Source organism: Rahnella sp. P4_A8 (assembly GCF_056402435.1).
In genome coordinates this window covers 12,456-29,749 of record NZ_JBFUHK010000020.1, presented here as the reverse complement: position 1 = coordinate 29,749, position 17,294 = coordinate 12,456, and the positions used below count along the sequence as shown (strand labels likewise).

Below are 17,294 nucleotides of genomic sequence, written 5' to 3'. Positions count from 1 at the left end.
TTTATCTGCGACATTCCGCTGTATGCCTGTCTCTTGCAGGAGACACTTATCTTATTGATAAATAAAGCTTCACATAAGCTGACATTCACACGTCGCTCACTGGCGACAGAATGGCGGTTTAACGGGAAGTCTCTGGCTTTCCAAAAATTGACTGCTGAGGGTTAGTGAAAATAAAGCTGTTAATTATCAGTTAAATAAAAAATTTTAAACGGACTCTTGCCATATTGGCACGCGTCCTGCAATATTCCCGCCGTAGATGCTCATTCCACCTATTATGTTTGCTCCGGCTTCATAAACCTGGGAATGATGCAGAGCCAATTTACAGTGCCTATTGTCACCCTGACCGATAACGCGCAAGCGCTATCATCCAGAAGGCAAAACGTTGAGTGAGGCACTAAATCTGTTGTCCTAGACCTGATTGTTTTTAGACACTTGTCTTCCAGACAAGTGTTTTTTTTGTCTGAAATTTACGACCGACATAAAAAAGGCTCCCGAAGGAGCCTTTTACAGACAGCAAGGTTATTACTGTTGCTGCGAATTATTCAGGGTTAGCATCAGCCCTTCACGGCGCATCTCCGCTGCTTCTGCCGGTTTATGCAGCTTGTCCAGCGCATCAGCCAGCCAGGCGTAATCATACGCGTCAGGACGCTGTTTCAGCGCCTCACGGAAGGCTTCGCTCGCCTGTTGCCATTCACCGTGTTTCATCAGCAACTGACCTAGCGTGCTGCTCAGCAGCGGCGTTGTGCCATTCTGTTTGATCAACTGACGCAGTGTTTTTTCCAGTTGCTCAGGATTACCCGAACGCAGCTTCGGCATCAGCGCGACCAGCCGATCGTCGTACTGGCGTTTCAGCCCGTCGAGGATCACTTCCTGTGCCAGATCCTGATCGTTGCATTCAATCAGATGCGTTGCCATTGCGACCTGCAGGGCCACTTCATGACGGGTTTTACGGCTCTGATCTTTCCACCAGCGCTTCAGGCCTTCGCTGCCTTCTTCAGCCATCAGCTGATTCATCATGCCGATATAAGCCTGCTCCTGAAGCACACGGATTTCATCGTCGGTATGAATATCGGCTTTCGCCATCGACGGTAAAATCTCCAGCAGTGAACCGTAAGCGCCGGTCAGAAGATAAGCCTGCTCTGCCAGACGTAAAACTTCCGGATGACGTGGCGACTGACCCAGCAAACGGTCAACGCCATGGCGTGCTGCGTGAACTTCACCTCTGGCCAGCTGGATACGTACGCGGGTGATATCGACCGGCATCTGGTCGATATCCGCGATTTCTGCCGCCCGCTCCAGATACTGATTGGTGCGGATATCGTCGCCGCGCTGCTGCGCCGCTTCCGCTGCCAGTAAATAGTTCACCACCGGCTGTTCGGCGTGATCAGCATTGCGCGCCAGCAATTTCTCCATCTGACGATGATCGCCTTCCGCCAGCTTGAGCATAGCTGCGTGAGTTTGCTTACGCGCTTTAGAGCTTTTGCGTCCGGCAAACCAGCCGCGGGTGCGGGCACCGGTACGCAGAACGCGGCGCAGGATCCATTCAATCAAGAACAGCACCACAATCAGCACGATCAGCATGATGACTAAACCGGTGACGCTGGTTTCAATATTGTAATTGTCGGTTTGGATCAGGACATAGCCCTGATGGCCGGCCAGAATCGGGCCGACAATAATCCCGGCAAACACAATCAGGAACAACACGAAAACTCGTAACATGTGTTATTCCCCCTGCGTGGCGGCGGCGGGCTGCTGAAGCAGGTTACGCACGCGGGTCTGCATCAGTTTTTCCAGCATCGGCTGGCTTTTCAGCTCCTCCGGCACGTCCATCGAAACAGATTGCTGGCTGAGATTGTCCAGTTCTTCAAGAAACGCTTTGGTCGAAGGATCGGACGTATCAAAGTAGGCGCGAACCCAGGTTGAGACGCTTTCCAGCGACTGTTTGTAGACTTCATCCTGATGACGCGGAACGGCTTGTGCGGCAATCAGCAGACGCGAGCGAATATTCTCGCGCAGGTACACATCCTGATTCGGTGCCAGGAGCGGTTCTGCGCTGCTATCACGGCGGCGAATGGTGATGAAGTCATCCATAAAGTTGTGCCAGCTTTTGGTCAGGTTCTGACGCCATTCGGTCAGAGAGCTGGACAAGCTGGAAATGTCATTGTCCATCGGGGAATCGTCAGTATCATTGTCGGCCAGACGCAGGTTATCCACCTGATTCGATAGCTGATTCAGCTTGAGAATGATGCCGTCGAAATCGACCTGCGCAACGGCAGAAAGGCTGCCCACGTCTTCGTTCAGCGCACGGCGCACGTCAATCAGGCTCGGATCGTTCATGTCGGCCAGGCTGGCATCTGCGCTTTTCAGCAGTGCGGCAGCGGTGGTGACATCCTGATCGCTCCACAATTTGCGGCCAGCGAGTTTCACCAGATAATCGGCCTGCGCCAGTAACCAGGTTTTGGCATCGCTGCCGGAAATGCTGGCGACTTTGTCTTGTAGCTCATTTAGCTGACGACCAAACGAAGCCTGCTGACGATCGGCCTCTTGCCGGGTTTTTTGCTGCTGAGCGAGCAGATCAGCGATTTGTTGTTTGTCCTGCTGCTGGGTTTTTTGCAGCGCATCGAGTTGTTCAGAAAGCGCTTCATCTGAGGCAACCTGCGCCAGCGACTGCTGGTGGCCGTGATAATAGAGACCGGCGCCAAGCGCGATCACCAATACAATTGCGATAGCACCCAGTACCGGCGCGGTGCGTTGCTTTTTCTGCAACGTTTTCAGCGTCTTGTCCAGGTCGGAAGCGTCTGGCTGGGGGCTCTCAACCGCTGGGGAGACAACAACATTCTCATCCGGCGCGGAAGGGTTTTTTTGTTCCGTCATTTTGGCACATCCCTTAGTCAGGTAGTTGTAATGCGCGGATCAGCGCATCATTGTCTGCATTCTCAGCAACCCGAATTGCGCTCCAGCCAAGCTGGCGTGCAAGGGCTGCCAAACGTTCACTGACCACCACCAGATTACAGCGCAGTAACCATGAATTTCGGTAGTAATCAGGAACTAACTGGTACAACTGTTGCAGCATTTCTCCGCTGGTCACGACCAGCGTATCAACTCCGGCCCGTTGCCAGAGTGCACTCTGTTCACTGGCATCGTAGTAAACCGGGCTGCGCTGATAACATTCGCAGTAAGTGACATCGACACCGCGTTCTGTCAGCGTTTCGGCTAACAGCTCCCGTCCGCCATTACCGCGCAATATCAGCGCTTTTTTACCCTGTATGCGTTGCAATGCCGGAAGATTCAATAGTGTCTCGCTGGTTTCGCCATCCTGAGGATAGAGAACCGGCAGGCTGCTGACCCGGTGGAAAATCAGGCCAGTGGTGCGACCAATGGCAAAATAATTCACGGTGTCCGGCCAGTTTGTGGCGGACTGGCGCAAAGCCCGGTCAGCGTAACTGACGGCATGTTGCGAGAGCACGAACACCAGATCTTGCTGATTTAATGAGGATAGCAGGTTCGGAAGCGATGCGAGCTGGTTCCCCGGTGCAAAATCAATCAGCGGGGAATGGAAGGCAACCCGCCCCAGAGCGCGCAGCCGGCTAACCAGTGCTTCTCCTGCCGGAGAGGGGCGGGTGACCAGAATGGTCATTTAGGCACGTTCCCCTGATAGACCTCATGCAGGATTTCGCGCGCGCCGTTGGCGAGCAGCTCTTCTGCCAGGTCGACACCCATGCGGTGCGCGTTAGCGGCCGGACCGCGACGTTCTCCACACACCATCTGGCTGCCATCCGGTGCGCCGACCAACGCACGAAGCCAGAGCTCGTCACCTTCCAGCTCGGCATAGCTGCCGATTGGCACCTGACATCCCCCTTCAAGACGCATATTCATTGCCCGTTCAGCTTGCACACGTAACGTGGTTTCACGGTGCGCCAGTGGTGCCAGCAAGTCGCGGGTAGTTTGATCGTCAAGGCGGCATTCGATACCGACGGCACCTTGTCCTACAGCGGGCAGACACTCTTCCGGTGTCAGTGCGTAAGTGATGCGGTTTTCCAGACCCAGACGTTTCAGGCCAGCGACAGCCAGAATAATGGCATCGTATTCACCGTTATCGAGTTTGGATAAGCGGGTGCCCACATTGCCGCGCAGATCACGGATCACCAGATCAGGACGTTTCTGACGCAACTGACACTGACGGCGCAGGCTCGATGTTCCGACAATACTGCCTTGTGGCAAATCCGCCAGACTGGCGTACTGATTGGAGACGAAAGCATCGCGCGGGTCTTCGCGTTCACAAATAGTGACCAGTCCCAGGCCTTCCGGAAACTCTACCGGCACGTCTTTCATGGAATGCACGGCGATATCCGCACGGCCATCGAGCATCGCCAGTTCAAGCTCTTTGACGAACAAACCTTTGCCACCCACTTTGGCCAGCGGGGTATCTAAAATGATATCGCCTTTGGTCACCATTGGAACCAGTTCCACCTGCAAACCGGGATGACAGGCCATCAGCCGGCTTTGAACATATTGTGCCTGCCACAAAGCCAGCGGGCTCTGGCGGGTGGCAATTCGAATGATTTTGTCTAACATGTTTGATACCGTTTAACTGTCTCTGTGCCCATCCTACCACTGACAATAGAAAGCTGTCAGCGTAAGAAGCCATTCGTAAAAGAAGGTTAACGGGTGTTGAAGAGATTTGTTCCGTTTCGGAACAGACGGTAAAATCCAGAGAAGCGGAAGAGTAATTGTGGTGCGTTACTTTCTTTACGGTCAAACAGCAAGGTGTTAAATTGATCACGTTTCCAGCAATTATTCGTCAACTATTTGCACAATCGCGGTTGTTCAAAGCATAAGCATCACGATAAATGACGGATTTGGAACGGGGTTCTTTCCAGACACATAATCAGGCGAAACGTCTTGTACCTCTACATCGAGACATTGAAGCAAAGATTGGATGCGATCAATCAGTTACGAGTAGATCGCGCACTGGCAGCAATGGGTCCTGCGTTTCAACAGGTCTACCAGCTGCTTCCTGTCTTTTTACATCAACATCACCCTCTGATGCCGGGATACCTTGAAGGTAAGGTTCCGCATGGTATCTGTGTTTTCACGCCTGATGAATCCCAGCAAACCTACCTGACTGACCTTGAAGATAAATGGGGCAGCGCGCTCGAACCTCTTGTGAAAGGTGAATTGCCTATCACTGGCGTGTATTCCATGGGCAGCACCTCTTCCATTGGCCAGAGTCAAAGCTCTGATCTGGATATCTGGGTCTGCCATCAGTCCTGGCTCGATAACGAAGAGCGTAACCGCTTACAGCAAAAATGCAGCCTGTTAGAAAAATGGGCGGCCTCGCTGGGCGTAGAAGTCAGCTTCTTCCTGATCGACGAAAACCGCTTCCGCCACAATGAAAGTGGCAGCCTGGGTGGTGAAGACTGTGGTTCAACACAGCACATCTTATTGCTCGACGAGTTCTACCGTACCGCCGTCCGTCTGGCCGGTAAGCGTATTCTATGGAATATGGTGCCGGGTGAAGAAGAAGCGCATTACGACGAATATGTGCTTTCGCTGTATGCGCAGGGCGCACTGACGCCAAACGAATGGCTCGATCTCGGTGGCCTCAGTACGCTGTCAGCGGAGGAGTATTTCGGCGCGAGTTTGTGGCAGTTGTATAAAAGTATCGATTCTCCTTATAAAGCGGTGCTCAAAACGTTGCTGCTGGAAACATACTCCTGGGAATACCCTAAAACGCAATTGCTGGCGATGGATATTAAACAACGCCTGCATCAGGGTGAGATCGTCTGCTTCGGGCTTGATTCCTATTGTATGATGCTCGACCGCGTGACCCGTTATCTCACCCAGATTGAAGATTTCACCCGCCTTGATTTAGTCCGCCGTTGTTTCTATTTAAAAGTCTGCGAAAAACTCTCCCGTGCACGGGCATCGGTTGGCTGGCGTCGTGAAATTCTCAGTCAACTGGTGGCTGAATGGGGATGGGATGAAGAACGTCTGGCTATGCTGGATAACCGGGCGAACTGGAAAATCGAGCGTGTGCGCGAAGCGCATAACGAACTGCTCGATGCCATGATGCAAAGCTATCGCAACCTGATCCGCTTTGCCCGTCGCAACAATTTAAGCGTCAGTGCCAGCCCGCAGGATATCGGCGTGCTGACCCGTAAGTTGTACGCCGCGTTTGAAGCGCTGCCGGGTAAAGTCACGCTGGTGAATCCGCAGATTTCACCTGATCTGTCAGAAAGCGATTTAACCTTTATTCATGTGCCGATTGGCCGTGCGAACCGCACCGGCTGGTATCTGTATAATCAGTCGCCGTCGATGGAATCTATCGTCAGCCACCAGCCGCTGGAATATAACCGCTATCTGAATAAACTGGTGGCGTGGGCCTATTTCAACGGACTACTGACGTCCACGACACGCCTGCATATTAAAAGCGGCAGCTTGTGTGATATCGCCAAACTGCGCGAACTGGTGGCGGATGTTTCGCACAACTTCCCGCTGCGCCTGGCGGCACCGACGCCAAAAGCGTTGTACAGCCCGTGCGAAATTCGTCACTTAGCGATTATCGTTAATCTGGAACACGATCCGACCGCAGCTTTCCGCAATCAGGTGGTGCATTTTGATTTCCGTAAGCTGGATGTTTTCAGTTTCGGGCAGAATCAGCAATGCATGGTCGGCAGTATTGACCTGCTCTATCGCAACTCATGGAATGAAGTGCGTACGCTGCATTTCAGCGGTGAACAGGCGGTGCTTGAAGCGCTGAAAACTATCCTGGGCAAAATGCATCAGGATGCTGCACCGCCGGAATCGGTAGAAGTGTTCTGCTACAGTCAGCATTTACGTGGCCTTATCCGTACGCGGATTCAGCAACTGGTGTCGGAATGTATTGAGCTTCGCCTGTCGAGCAAACGACTCGAACCCGGGCGCTTCAAAGCCGTGCGTGTTGCCGGGCAAACCTGGGGACTGTTCTTTGAACGTCTCAGCGTTTCTGTGCAAAAGCTGGAGAATGCGATCGAATTCTATGGCGCGATTTCCAACAACAAACTGCACGGTTTGTCGGTGAAATTGCAGACCGATCAGGCGCATCTCCCCGCTGTGATTGACGGCTACGCCAGCGAAGGGATCATTCAGTTCTTCTTCGAAGACAGTTCGGATGACATCGGCTTTAATATCTACATTCTTGATGAATCCAACCGTGTTGAGGTCTATCACCACTGCGAAGGCAGCAAAGAGGATCTGGTGCGCGATGTCAGCCGGTTCTACTCATCTTCCCATGACCGGTTTACCTACGGCTCAAGCTTTATTAACTTCAACCTGCCGCAGTTCTATCAAATTGTGTCGCTCGATGACCGGATTCAGGTGATCCCTTTTCGCAGCAATGCCCTCTCTGCCGCCTGCGCCACCTTGCCTGAAAGCGACGTCGAACCTTCGCGGCTGAAGCAGCAATTCCAGTTGCATTAGAAAAGGTGTCCGTATCACGGACATGTGGCAGATTATCCGGCTTTCCTGCGCTTTAAACCCTGAAAATGTGCCCGGGGGTTTTGTCGATTCCTGTTGCTTTTCATGATCCACCTGCGATTATAGAGAGCTTGGTCGCATGAATTACGGGCATTCATAAAATGAAAAACGCTTTACGCTGGTCTCTGGCCGCGACAATACTCTTTTCTCTCTCCGGTTGCGGACTTAAAGGGCCGTTGTATTTCCCACCGCCGGAAAAATCAGCCACGCAAAAAACCAGCAATGTTCCGGGTACGGCGAACGATGGTTCGTCGCAGGAAAAAGGGGTATCACCAGAAAGCCTCACGACGAACTCCAGAGATTGACCAGCAAATTGTCGGGGGTTTCGTGCCATGCTGGCAGAACCCTCTTCTTAAAGGATCATCGCGACTGGATTTGACCAGCGGTAAACGGAGTCAGTTATGCAGTTCTCCAAAATGCACGGCCTGGGTAACGATTTTATGGTCGTTGATGCCGTCACTCAAAATGTCTATTTTTCTCCCGAGTTGATCCGTCGTTTGTCTGACCGTCACCGTGGCGTAGGTTTTGACCAGTTACTGGTGGTGGAACCTCCTTACGATCCCGAATTAGACTTTCATTACCGTATTTTTAACGCGGACGGCAGTGAAGTCGCGCAGTGTGGTAATGGTGCGCGCTGTTTTGCCCGCTTTGTCCGCATTAAAGGTCTGACAAACAAACGTGATATCCGCGTCAGCACGCAGACCGGCCGCATGGTGCTGACTGTCACCGAAGATGAAGAAGTGCAGGTCAACATGGGCGAGCCGGTTTTCGAGCCGCAACAGGTGCCTTTCCGTGCAGCGAAACCGGAAAAGACCTATATTCTGCGTGCAGAAGAGCGCACAGTATTTTGCGGTGTGGTGTCGATGGGAAACCCGCATTGCGTATTACAGGTGGATGATGTGCTGACAGCAGAAGTCGAGGTTCTCGGACCGATGCTGGAAAGTCATGACCGTTTTCCTGAGCGTGTGAACGTCGGTTTCATGCAGATCCTCAGCCCGGAAAGCGTAAAATTGCGCGTGTACGAGCGCGGTGCCGGTGAAACACAGGCATGCGGAAGTGGTGCCTGCGCGGCTGTGGCGGTTGGCATTCAGCAAGGTTTACTCGCAGAAGAAGTTCAGGTGGAACTGCCGGGAGGCAGCCTCGACATTCGCTGGAAAGGGCCGGGTCATCCGCTTTATATGACCGGACCTGCCACTCATGTTTACGACGGATTTATTCATCTATGAACAATCTTGATGACCAGATTGAACCGGTAATAGCTCTCGACGATGACAGCGTGATGCAATATCTGCTGCAAAACCCGGATTTCTTTATTCGCAATGCGCGCAGCGTCGAGCAGATGCACGTACCGCATCCGGTGAAAGGCAGTATTTCGCTGGTTGAATGGCAACTCGGACGTCAGCGTCATCAGATTGCCCAGCTTGAAGAAGAAATTACCTTGCTGATGGAGCAGGCTTCGGTCAACGAAGCGTTGTTCGGGCGGATGATCGAGCTTCAGGCCACGCTTGCGGCGGCCAGCAGTTTGCAGGATATGCTTAACCGCCTGCAACGCTGGGCACGCAGTCTGGGGCTGGCGGGCGCCAATGTGCGCTTGTTCAGTGAAGGCTGGCGCATCGGCGCGCCATCAGATTTCACTCATCTTGCGGTGAGCCGCAGCGCGTTTGAATCCATGCGCATCCAGCGTCTGGGTGAAACGCCGCATTATCTCGGCGGCCTGAACGGTCCGGAATTACTGCTGTTATTGCCGCAGGCGAAAGCCGTGGGTTCCGTCGCACTGTCGCTGATGGGCGAACAGGGTGAGCTGGGCGTGCTGATTTTCAGCAGCCGTGATCCCCAGCATTATCAGCCAGGAATGGGCACGGTGCTACTCAACCAACTGGCAAAAATGTTACCTGGCCTGCTGGAACGCTGGATCGAACGCGTATGAATCACACCGAATCGCCTCTCTATCCCGCAGTCGAGGCGTTTCTGCGTTACCTGCATGTTGAACGCCAGCTCAGCCCGCTTACCACCACCAATTACAGCCGCCAGTTAGAAGCCCTGATCGCCATCTCCGGCGAGATCGGTATTTCCAACTGGCAGCAACTCGATGCGCCAAAAGTCCGCATGTTACTGGCGCGCAGTAAACGCGCCGGTTTGGGGCCATCCAGTCTGGCGCTGCGCATGTCTTCGCTGCGCAGCTTTCTTGACTGGCTGGTGCGTCAGGGCGTATTAAGCGCCAATCCTGCCAAAGGCATTTCCACGCCGCGTTCACCCAAGCATTTGCCAAAAAATCTTGATGTCGATGAAGTGAATAAACTGCTGGACATCGATCTCAATGATCCGCTTTCCGTGCGTGACCGCGCGATGCTGGAAGTGATGTATGGCGGCGGGCTGCGTCTTTCGGAACTGGTGGGTATCGACTGCAAACATATCGATATGGCCTCCGGCGAAGTGCGCGTGTTGGGTAAAGGCAGCAAAGAGCGCAAAGTGCCGATCGGGCGAACGGCTGTCACCTGGCTCGAACACTGGCTGGAACGCCGCGCTGATTTTAATCCGCAGGATGACGCGATGTTTTTGTCGAGCAAAGGCAGCCGTATTTCTGCGCGTAACGTGCAAAAGCGGTTTGCTGAATGGGGCGTGAAACAGGGCGTTAACAGCCATATTCATCCGCATAAACTACGACATTCTTTTGCCACGCACGTGCTGGAATCCAGCGGGGATCTACGCGCGGTACAGGAACTGCTGGGGCACGCGAATCTGTCCACCACCCAAATCTATACCCACCTCGACTTTCAACATTTGGCGACGGTTTACGACGCCGCGCATCCCCGCGCAAAACGAGGAAAATCCTGATGAAGTTCTATCGTCCGCTGAAACGCATTGAAGCGATCACCTTCGATTTAGACGACACGCTGTATGACAATTACGACGTTATCCGCCGTACCGATACCGAAACGCTGAAATTCATGCAGGGTTTCCATCCGGCGCTGACGGATATGGCACCGGATACTGTCCGCCTGATGCGTGCAGAATTACTGGCGCAGGACGCGGAGATTTATCACGACGTCACCGAATGGCGCCGTCAGGCGGTTTTGCTGGCGATGACCCGCGCGGGTCTGAGTCGCAGTGAGGCTGAACAGGGCACCAAAGCCACAATGGAAACCTTCGCGAAGTGGCGCAGCAGGATTTATGTTCCGCAGGAAAATCACGACGCGCTGGCGGCGCTGGCCGAACGCTGGCCGCTGGTTGCTATCACTAACGGCAATGCCGATCCGCACGCCTGTGGTCTGGCGCAATATTTCCAGTTTACGTTGCGGGCGGGCGATCATGGCCGTGCCAAACCTTACGCCGACATGTATAAAAAAACGTCGATGAAGCTGGATATCCCGCTGGAAAACATTCTGCATGTGGGCGATGACCTGACGACAGACGTCGCGGGCGCGGTGCGTTGCGGGATGCAATCATGCTGGATTAATTTGCGCGAAGGCGACCTGATGCACATTAACGATGCCCGTCTGTTACCGCATATTGAGATTTCGCAGTTGGCATCGCTGACAGCATTGCTATAATCCCTTCTTAAATTACTCTGTATAAATTCACAGTGGAAATGCATTCGCGGCGATAATTTTCGCGTGAGTGCTTTTCTCATCTGACAAACRGTGCCTATGGACGTTTCTGACCTGCTCGACAGCCTGAATGAAAAACAACGTGAAGCCGTGGCCGCGCCGCGCAGCAATCTGTTGGTGCTGGCCGGAGCAGGCAGTGGCAAAACCCGCGTGCTGGTTCACCGCATAGCGTGGTTGCTGGCGGTAGAAAAGTGCTCGCCGTATTCTATTATGGCCGTCACATTTACCAATAAAGCGGCGGCAGAAATGCGCCACCGTATCGACCAGCTGATCGGCACCAGTCAGGGCGGCATGTGGATTGGTACCTTCCACGGCCTCGCGCACCGTTTGCTGCGTGCACACCATTTAGACGCCAATTTGCCACAGGATTTCCAGATCCTCGACAGTGATGACCAGATACGTCTGATCAAACGCCTGATCAAAGCCCTGAACATCGACGATAAACAATGGCCCCCGCGTCAGGCGATGTGGTACATCAACGGCAAAAAAGACGAAGGTCTGCGCCCGCAGCATGTCGAAACCTACAACAATCCCGTTGAAGCGACCTGGTTACGCATTTATCAGGCCTATCAGGAAGCTTGTGACCGTGCCGGGCTGGTGGATTTTGCCGAGCTGTTGCTGCGCGCCCACGAACTCTGGCTGAACAAGCCGCATATTTTGCAGCATTACCGCGAACGTTTTACCAACCTGATGGTGGACGAATTCCAGGACACCAACAGCATTCAGTACGCGTGGATCCGCCTGCTGGCAGGTGACAACAATAATGTGATGATCGTGGGTGATGATGACCAGTCGATTTACGGCTGGCGCGGTGCGCAGGTTGAAAACATCCAGCGCTTCCTGAAAGATTTCCCGAATGCACAAACCATCCGTCTGGAGCAGAACTACCGTTCAACCAGCACCATCCTGAAAGCTGCCAACTCACTGATTGAAAACAACAATGGCCGTATGGGTAAAAACCTGTGGACCGAGGACGGCGAAGGCGAACCGATTTCACTCTATTGCGCGTTCAACGAACTGGATGAATCGCGCTTTGTGGTTAACCGCATCAAAACCTGGCAGGACAACGGCGGTGCGCTGAAAGATTGCGCCATTCTTTACCGCAGCAACGCCCAGTCGCGTGTGCTGGAAGAAGCCTTATTGCAGATGGCGATGCCATACCGTATTTATGGCGGTCAGCGGTTCTTCGACCGTCAGGAAATCAAAGATGCGCTGGCGTATCTGCGATTGATGTCGAACCGCAATGACGATGCCGCTTTTGAGCGCGTGGTGAACACACCGACGCGCGGCATCGGCGACCGCACGCTGGATGTGGTGCGCCAGACAGCACGTGATCGTCAGATGACCATGTGGCAGGCCACCCGTGCGCTGTTGCAGGAAAAAGTGCTGGCAGGTCGTGCGGCATCTTCACTGCAACGCTTCACCGAACTGGTTGACGCACTGGCGCATGAAACCTCAGATATGCCGCTGCACGTGCAGACTGACCGGGTGATTAAAGATTCCGGCCTGTTCATCATGTATGAGCAGGAAAAAGGCGAAAAAGGGCAGGCGCGAATCGAAAACTTAGAGGAACTGGTGACAGCAACACGCCAGTTCAGCTATCAGGATGAAGACGAAGATCTGATGCCGCTGCAGGCGTTTCTGTCCCATGCCGCGCTGGAAGCGGGCGAAGGGCAGGCGGATGCCAATCAGGATGCGACGCAGTTAATGACACTACACTCGGCGAAAGGGCTGGAGTTCCCGCAGGTGTTTATCGTCGGCATGGAAGAGGGCATGTTCCCGAGCCAGATGTCGCTGGAAGAAGGCGGACGTCTGGAAGAAGAACGCCGTCTGGCGTATGTCGGCGTCACCCGCGCTATGCAAAAATTGACCCTGACCTACGCGGAAACCCGCCGTTTATACGGCAAAGAAGTGTCTCATCGCCCGTCACGTTTTGTCGGCGAACTGCCGGAAGATTGTGTCGAAGAAGTCAGGATGCGCGCCAGTGTGTCACGCCCGATGAGCAACCGCAGCGTCGGCACGCCAACCAGCGTCAGCGACACCGGCTTCAAACTCGGCCAGCGCGTTGTGCATCCTAAATTCGGCGAAGGTACTATCGTCAATATGGAAGGCAGCGGCGAACACAGCCGTCTGCAGGTGGCGTTCCCGGGGGAAGGGATCAAGTGGCTGGTCGCCGCCTACGCCCGCCTCGAAGCCGTCTGATTTTTAACTCCCTCCCCTGCGAAGGGGAGGGTTGGGGTGGGGTATTAAGGTCAAAAACCAACGTTTAAGCGCGCTTAATCTCCTGTTTTGTCTGTAAAACCCCCTCCCATCCTCCCCCTTCGCAGGGGGAGGAGCCGAAAGGTCAGAGGCTAAATGTTTCACCCACTTCGGCTTTCGCATACCATTCCAGCATTTCTTTGACCCCTTCTTCGCCTTCCGGCGCGGTGCCTGGCAGATAATCCTGTTCCTGAACTGGCTGATACGCACCGTGTTTCACTTCAAAAATCACGCCGCCTTCGTCGAGAGATAGCACGCTGTGCCAGGTATTGGCCGGGATTTCCAGCAGACGGGTTTCTGCGCCGAGCCACAGGCGGTCGGTGACTTCGCCGCTGTTATCGTAAATCAGTACCAGAAAGCGACCACGCAGGGCGGTCAGCATTTCCCAGGTGTGTGGATGGCGGTGAATGCGCACATAAGTGCCGGGTTCCATGGCGATGGCCAGACGCTGAACGTCATCTTCAGGCGCCGGATGCATATTCAGATTTTGACGCAGTCGCGGTGAATGCGCCGCCTTGGTGATCAGGTCGCATAACGTATCTTGGTTTATCTGCTTAATCATTTTGGGTATCTGAAAAGTGAGGGGAGATCAGGGCATTGAGTGTAGCCAAAAAAGCACCATCCGATAAGCCGGTAAGGTTATCAGGCCAGCCTGAAATTTATGCATAAATGTTGCCAGAATAGATTTGTTCGCGGTTGACAGTCTTTTTATTCCCGGCGTAACATGCGCGCACTATTATCAATGAGGAACTTCGCCTTGGACACACCCAGTAGATACTGGCTCAATAACCTGTTCATTAGGTACCACTTCTAAGGCCCTCCTCTTTGCTGATGGCCTTAGTGGTTGTCAGCGACCCCCGTTCTGTCGCTGTGAGTCAGATCTGAATTTGGTCTGAATTACGCCGGTGACAATTCTCACCCCGTGATTTTCTGTGCTTCAACGCGTTGTCCACTTTCTGTCATTTTTGGGAGAACGGGCACATGCTGAGTGCTTTTAAATTAGAAAACAGCCGCTTATCCCGTTTAGAGCTGGACGAGTCAGACGATCTCAAAACCTCATTGTGGGTGGATTTGGTCGAACCTGACGAGCTGGAGCGTGAGCGCGTTCAAAGTGAATTAGGGCAAAGCCTGGCGACACGTCCTGAACTGGACGACATCGAAGCTTCTGCACGTTTCTTTGAAGATGAAGACGGCCTGCACATTCACTCCTTCTTTTACTATGAAGATGCCGAAGATCATGCCGGCAACAGCACCGTGGCATTTACCGTGCGCGAAGGTCGTCTGTATACCCTGCGTGAGCGCGAATTACCGGCATTTCGTCTCTACCGTATGCGTGCCCGCAACCAGACGCTGGTTGACGGCAACGCCTATGAACTGCTGCTGGATTTGTTCGAAACTAAAATAGAGCAACTGGCGGATGAAATTGAAAATATCTACAGTGATCTGGAAAAACTCAGCCGCGTGATCATGGAAGGGCATCAGGGCGACGAATACGATGCTGCACTTTCCACGCTGGCAGAACTGGAAGATATCGGCTGGAAAGTGCGTTTATGTCTGATGGATACCCAGCGCGCGCTGAATTTCCTGGTGCGTAAGGCTCGTTTACCCGCAGGTCAGCTTGAGCAGGCACGTGAAGTATTACGCGATATCGAATCCCTGTTGCCGCACAACGAATCCCTGTTCCAGAAAGTTAACTTCCTGATGCAGGCGGCGATGGGTTTTATCAACATCGAACAGAACCGCATTATTAAGATTTTCTCGGTGGTTTCGGTGGTGTTCCTGCCGCCAACGCTGGTGGCTTCCAGTTACGGGATGAACTTTGAATTCATGCCGGAACTGAAATGGTCATTCGGTTATCCGGGCGCGATTGCGCTGATGATCCTCGCCGGGCTGGCGCCTTACCTGTACTTCAAACGTAAAAACTGGTTATAACCGACCATGCTGATGGAAAGGATGGTTCCGGCGGGGCAGTGGTTTATCCTCGTCGTTTCCTCACTGATTCTGGGCATTATTTTTCAGACCTTCCACGTTCCCGCTGCGCTCCTGCTCGGGCCGATGATTGTCGGCGTCGTCATGGGTTTATTGGGTGCCAGCGTGCGTATTCATCCGCTGTTCTTCAAAATATCGCAGGGCATTTTGGGCTGTATGATCGCGCAAAGTCTGTCGCCCTCGATTCTGCCACCGTTACTCAATGACTGGCCGCTGGTGCTGATGGTGCTGGTGGCGACGCTGCTTGCCAGCGGACTTTCCGGCTGGTTGCTGGTACGTTTTAGCCAGTTACCCGGCCCGACCGGCGCGTGGGGTTCATCACCCGGCGGTGCCAGCGCCATGGTCGCGATGGCCGGTGATTTCGGTGCGGATGTCCGTCTGGTGGCGTTTATGCAGTATCTGCGCGTGTTGTTTGTTGCCACGGCTGCCGCATTTGTTGCGCGTATGGCTATGGGCGACAGCGCATCGCTGGCGGCGGCAGTGGTCTGGTTCCCGCCGCTCACCTGGCGTTTCTTTGCCACGCTATTTCTGGCAGTAGCCGGTGTCTGGCTGGGGCCGCGCCTGCGTATCCCTTCCGGCGCGCTGCTGCTTCCGGCCATTGTCGGCGCGGTTTTGCATTCCACCGGAACGGTGACCTTAGAAGTGCCGGAATGGCTGCTGGCGATGGCGTACACGCTGATTGGCTGGAGTGTCGGGCTGCGCTTTACGCGTCCGATTTTCAAACTGGCCTTACGCACGCTGCCTCAGATGATTGCCTCGATTATCGGACTGATGCTGATTTGCGGGGGCATGGCATGGGTGCTGACCAAACTTTTGCACGTCGATATGCTGACGGCTTATCTGGCGACCAGCCCGGGCGGGCTGGACACCGTGGCGATTATTGCGGCGGGCAGCCACGCCGATTTAGGTTTTGTGATGGCGATGCAGACGCTGCGTCTGATCACCATCCTGGCAACCGGCCCCGCGATGGCGCGCTTTATCTCACGCAGTGCTGTGTCCGCTTCTTCCTCGTCGTAAACGCCCCTGCGTGTAGAGCGCATCGCCGATAAAGCACAGCAGTCCCACCCAGATAAAGCCGAAGGTGATAAGTTGTGAGGTGTTGACGGTTTCACCGTAAAACACCACGGCCAGCAGGAACATCAGCGTTGGCCCGAGATACTGGAAAAAGCCCAGCGTGGAGAGCTTCAGCCGGGCAGCGGCGGCGGTAAAGAACAGTAGCGGAATGGTGGTGATAATCCCGGCCGCCATCAGCAATAAATCCAGAGACCACGGATTCGCTGCCAGATTGCTGGTCTGGCTGTGGGCAATAAAGAACAGATAAATCCCGGCCACCGGCAGCAACCAGAGGGTTTCAATCAGCATCCCGGTTTGCGAATCTACGCCTATTTTTTTACGCAGCAGGCCATAGAAGGCGAATGTCAGGGACAGCCCGATGGCGATGACCGGCACGGAACCAAATACCCACACCTGCACCAGCACCCCGGCGAAAGCCAGCGCCACGGCGAACCATTGCAAACTTCGGAATCGTTCACGCAAAAACAGCATGCCAAGCACCACATTCACCAGCGGATTGATAAAGTAGCCGAGGCTGGCTTCCAGAATGTGATTATGATTAATTGCCCAAATAAAAATCAGCCAGTTCCCACCGACAAGCAGGGCGGTAATCAGTAACATGCCGATTTTCTTCGGTTGTGCCAATACCCGGCGGACATCGCCCCAGCTGCGGCTGACGGAGAGCAGCACTAACATAAAGAAGAAAGACCAGATCACCCGGTGAGTCAGAATTTCATCCGCCGGAACCTGTTTGATGAGCTTGAAATACGCCGGCGCGATCCCCCAGATCAGATAGGCGATAAAGGCAAAAATAACACCTTGCCGGGTACGGTGTGCGTCCATGTGGGTACCTGAAAAAAGAGTAAG

Annotated in this window: 15 protein-coding genes; 9 read left to right on the top strand and 6 right to left on the bottom strand. The window is 53.9% G+C overall.

Annotated features, from left to right (window positions below; all coding sequences use genetic code 11):
* Positions 1-522: 522 nt before the first annotated feature.
* Genes hemY through hemC form a run of 4 tightly spaced genes read right to left on the bottom strand, consistent with a single transcriptional unit; the run spans position 523 to position 4,575 of the window.
* Positions 523-1,719, bottom strand: a complete 1,197-nt coding sequence (gene hemY, locus AC1DUO_RS12535; RefSeq protein ID WP_013577524.1) for a protoheme IX biogenesis protein HemY — start codon at positions 1,717-1,719, stop codon at positions 523-525.
* Positions 1,720-1,722: 3 nt separating this feature from the next.
* On the bottom strand, positions 1,723-2,874 hold the full coding sequence (gene hemX / locus AC1DUO_RS12530; RefSeq protein ID WP_119262184.1) for a uroporphyrinogen-III C-methyltransferase: 1,152 nt from the start codon (positions 2,872-2,874) through the stop codon (positions 1,723-1,725).
* 13 nt (positions 2,875-2,887) lie between these two features.
* Entirely contained in the window at positions 2,888-3,637 is a 750-nt protein-coding gene (gene hemD, locus AC1DUO_RS12525) for a uroporphyrinogen-III synthase (protein WP_037035461.1), read from the bottom strand.
* Positions 3,634-4,575 carry a hydroxymethylbilane synthase gene (gene hemC / locus AC1DUO_RS12520; RefSeq protein ID WP_119262183.1) on the bottom strand — a complete coding sequence of 314 codons (942 nt, stop codon included), beginning with the start codon at positions 4,573-4,575 and terminating at the stop codon, positions 3,634-3,636. The genes hemD and hemC overlap by 4 nt, the downstream gene beginning before the upstream one ends.
* 327 nt (positions 4,576-4,902) lie before the next feature.
* On the opposite strand from hemC, the gene AC1DUO_RS12515 reads away from it, so the two are divergent.
* From AC1DUO_RS12515 to uvrD, 7 genes are all read left to right on the top strand, one after another.
* Entirely contained in the window at positions 4,903-7,461 is a 2,559-nt protein-coding gene (locus tag AC1DUO_RS12515; RefSeq protein ID WP_013577520.1) for a class I adenylate cyclase, read from the top strand.
* Between the two features lie 158 nt (positions 7,462-7,619).
* Positions 7,620-7,823 (top strand): LPS translocon maturation chaperone LptM, encoded by a 204-nt coding sequence (lptM, locus tag AC1DUO_RS12510; protein WP_013577519.1) that lies wholly within the window; start codon positions 7,620-7,622, stop codon positions 7,821-7,823.
* 96 nt (positions 7,824-7,919) lie between these two features.
* Entirely contained in the window at positions 7,920-8,744 is an 825-nt protein-coding gene (dapF, locus tag AC1DUO_RS12505) for a diaminopimelate epimerase (protein ID WP_013577518.1), read from the top strand.
* Positions 8,741-9,445, top strand: a complete 705-nt coding sequence (locus AC1DUO_RS12500) for a DUF484 domain-containing protein (protein WP_013577517.1) — start codon at positions 8,741-8,743, stop codon at positions 9,443-9,445. The genes dapF and AC1DUO_RS12500 overlap by 4 nt, the downstream gene beginning before the upstream one ends.
* Entirely contained in the window at positions 9,442-10,353 is a 912-nt protein-coding gene (xerC, locus tag AC1DUO_RS12495; protein WP_119262182.1) for a tyrosine recombinase XerC, read from the top strand. Before AC1DUO_RS12500 ends, xerC begins: the two co-directional genes overlap by 4 nt.
* Entirely contained in the window at positions 10,353-11,069 is a 717-nt protein-coding gene (gene yigB, locus AC1DUO_RS12490) for a 5-amino-6-(5-phospho-D-ribitylamino)uracil phosphatase YigB (RefSeq protein WP_037035464.1), read from the top strand. The genes xerC and yigB overlap by 1 nt, the downstream gene beginning before the upstream one ends.
* A gap of 96 nt (positions 11,070-11,165) precedes the next feature.
* Positions 11,166-13,328 (top strand): DNA helicase II, encoded by a 2,163-nt coding sequence (gene uvrD / locus AC1DUO_RS12485; RefSeq protein ID WP_013577514.1) that lies wholly within the window; start codon positions 11,166-11,168, stop codon positions 13,326-13,328.
* A 142-nt stretch (positions 13,329-13,470) separates the two neighbouring features.
* Here uvrD and AC1DUO_RS12480 read toward each other — a convergent pair whose 3' ends face one another.
* Positions 13,471-13,947, bottom strand: a complete 477-nt coding sequence (locus AC1DUO_RS12480) for a WbuC family cupin fold metalloprotein (protein WP_112197603.1) — start codon at positions 13,945-13,947, stop codon at positions 13,471-13,473.
* 419 nt (positions 13,948-14,366) lie between these two features.
* On the opposite strand from AC1DUO_RS12480, the gene corA reads away from it, so the two are divergent.
* Together corA and AC1DUO_RS12470 are read left to right on the top strand one after the other, a co-directional pair.
* Complete coding sequence (corA, locus tag AC1DUO_RS12475) at positions 14,367-15,317, top strand: magnesium/cobalt transporter CorA (protein WP_013577512.1); 951 nt, start codon at positions 14,367-14,369, stop codon at positions 15,315-15,317.
* Positions 15,318-15,338: 21 nt separating this feature from the next.
* Positions 15,339-16,391: an AbrB family transcriptional regulator gene (locus AC1DUO_RS12470; RefSeq protein WP_015690586.1), complete on the top strand. Its 1,053-nt coding sequence runs from the start codon at positions 15,339-15,341 to the stop codon at positions 16,389-16,391.
* Here AC1DUO_RS12470 and rarD read toward each other — a convergent pair.
* Complete coding sequence (rarD, locus tag AC1DUO_RS12465; protein WP_112152371.1) at positions 16,356-17,270, bottom strand: EamA family transporter RarD; 915 nt, start codon at positions 17,268-17,270, stop codon at positions 16,356-16,358. The genes AC1DUO_RS12470 and rarD overlap by 36 nt on opposite strands.
* Between the last annotated feature and the right edge of the window lie 24 nt (positions 17,271-17,294).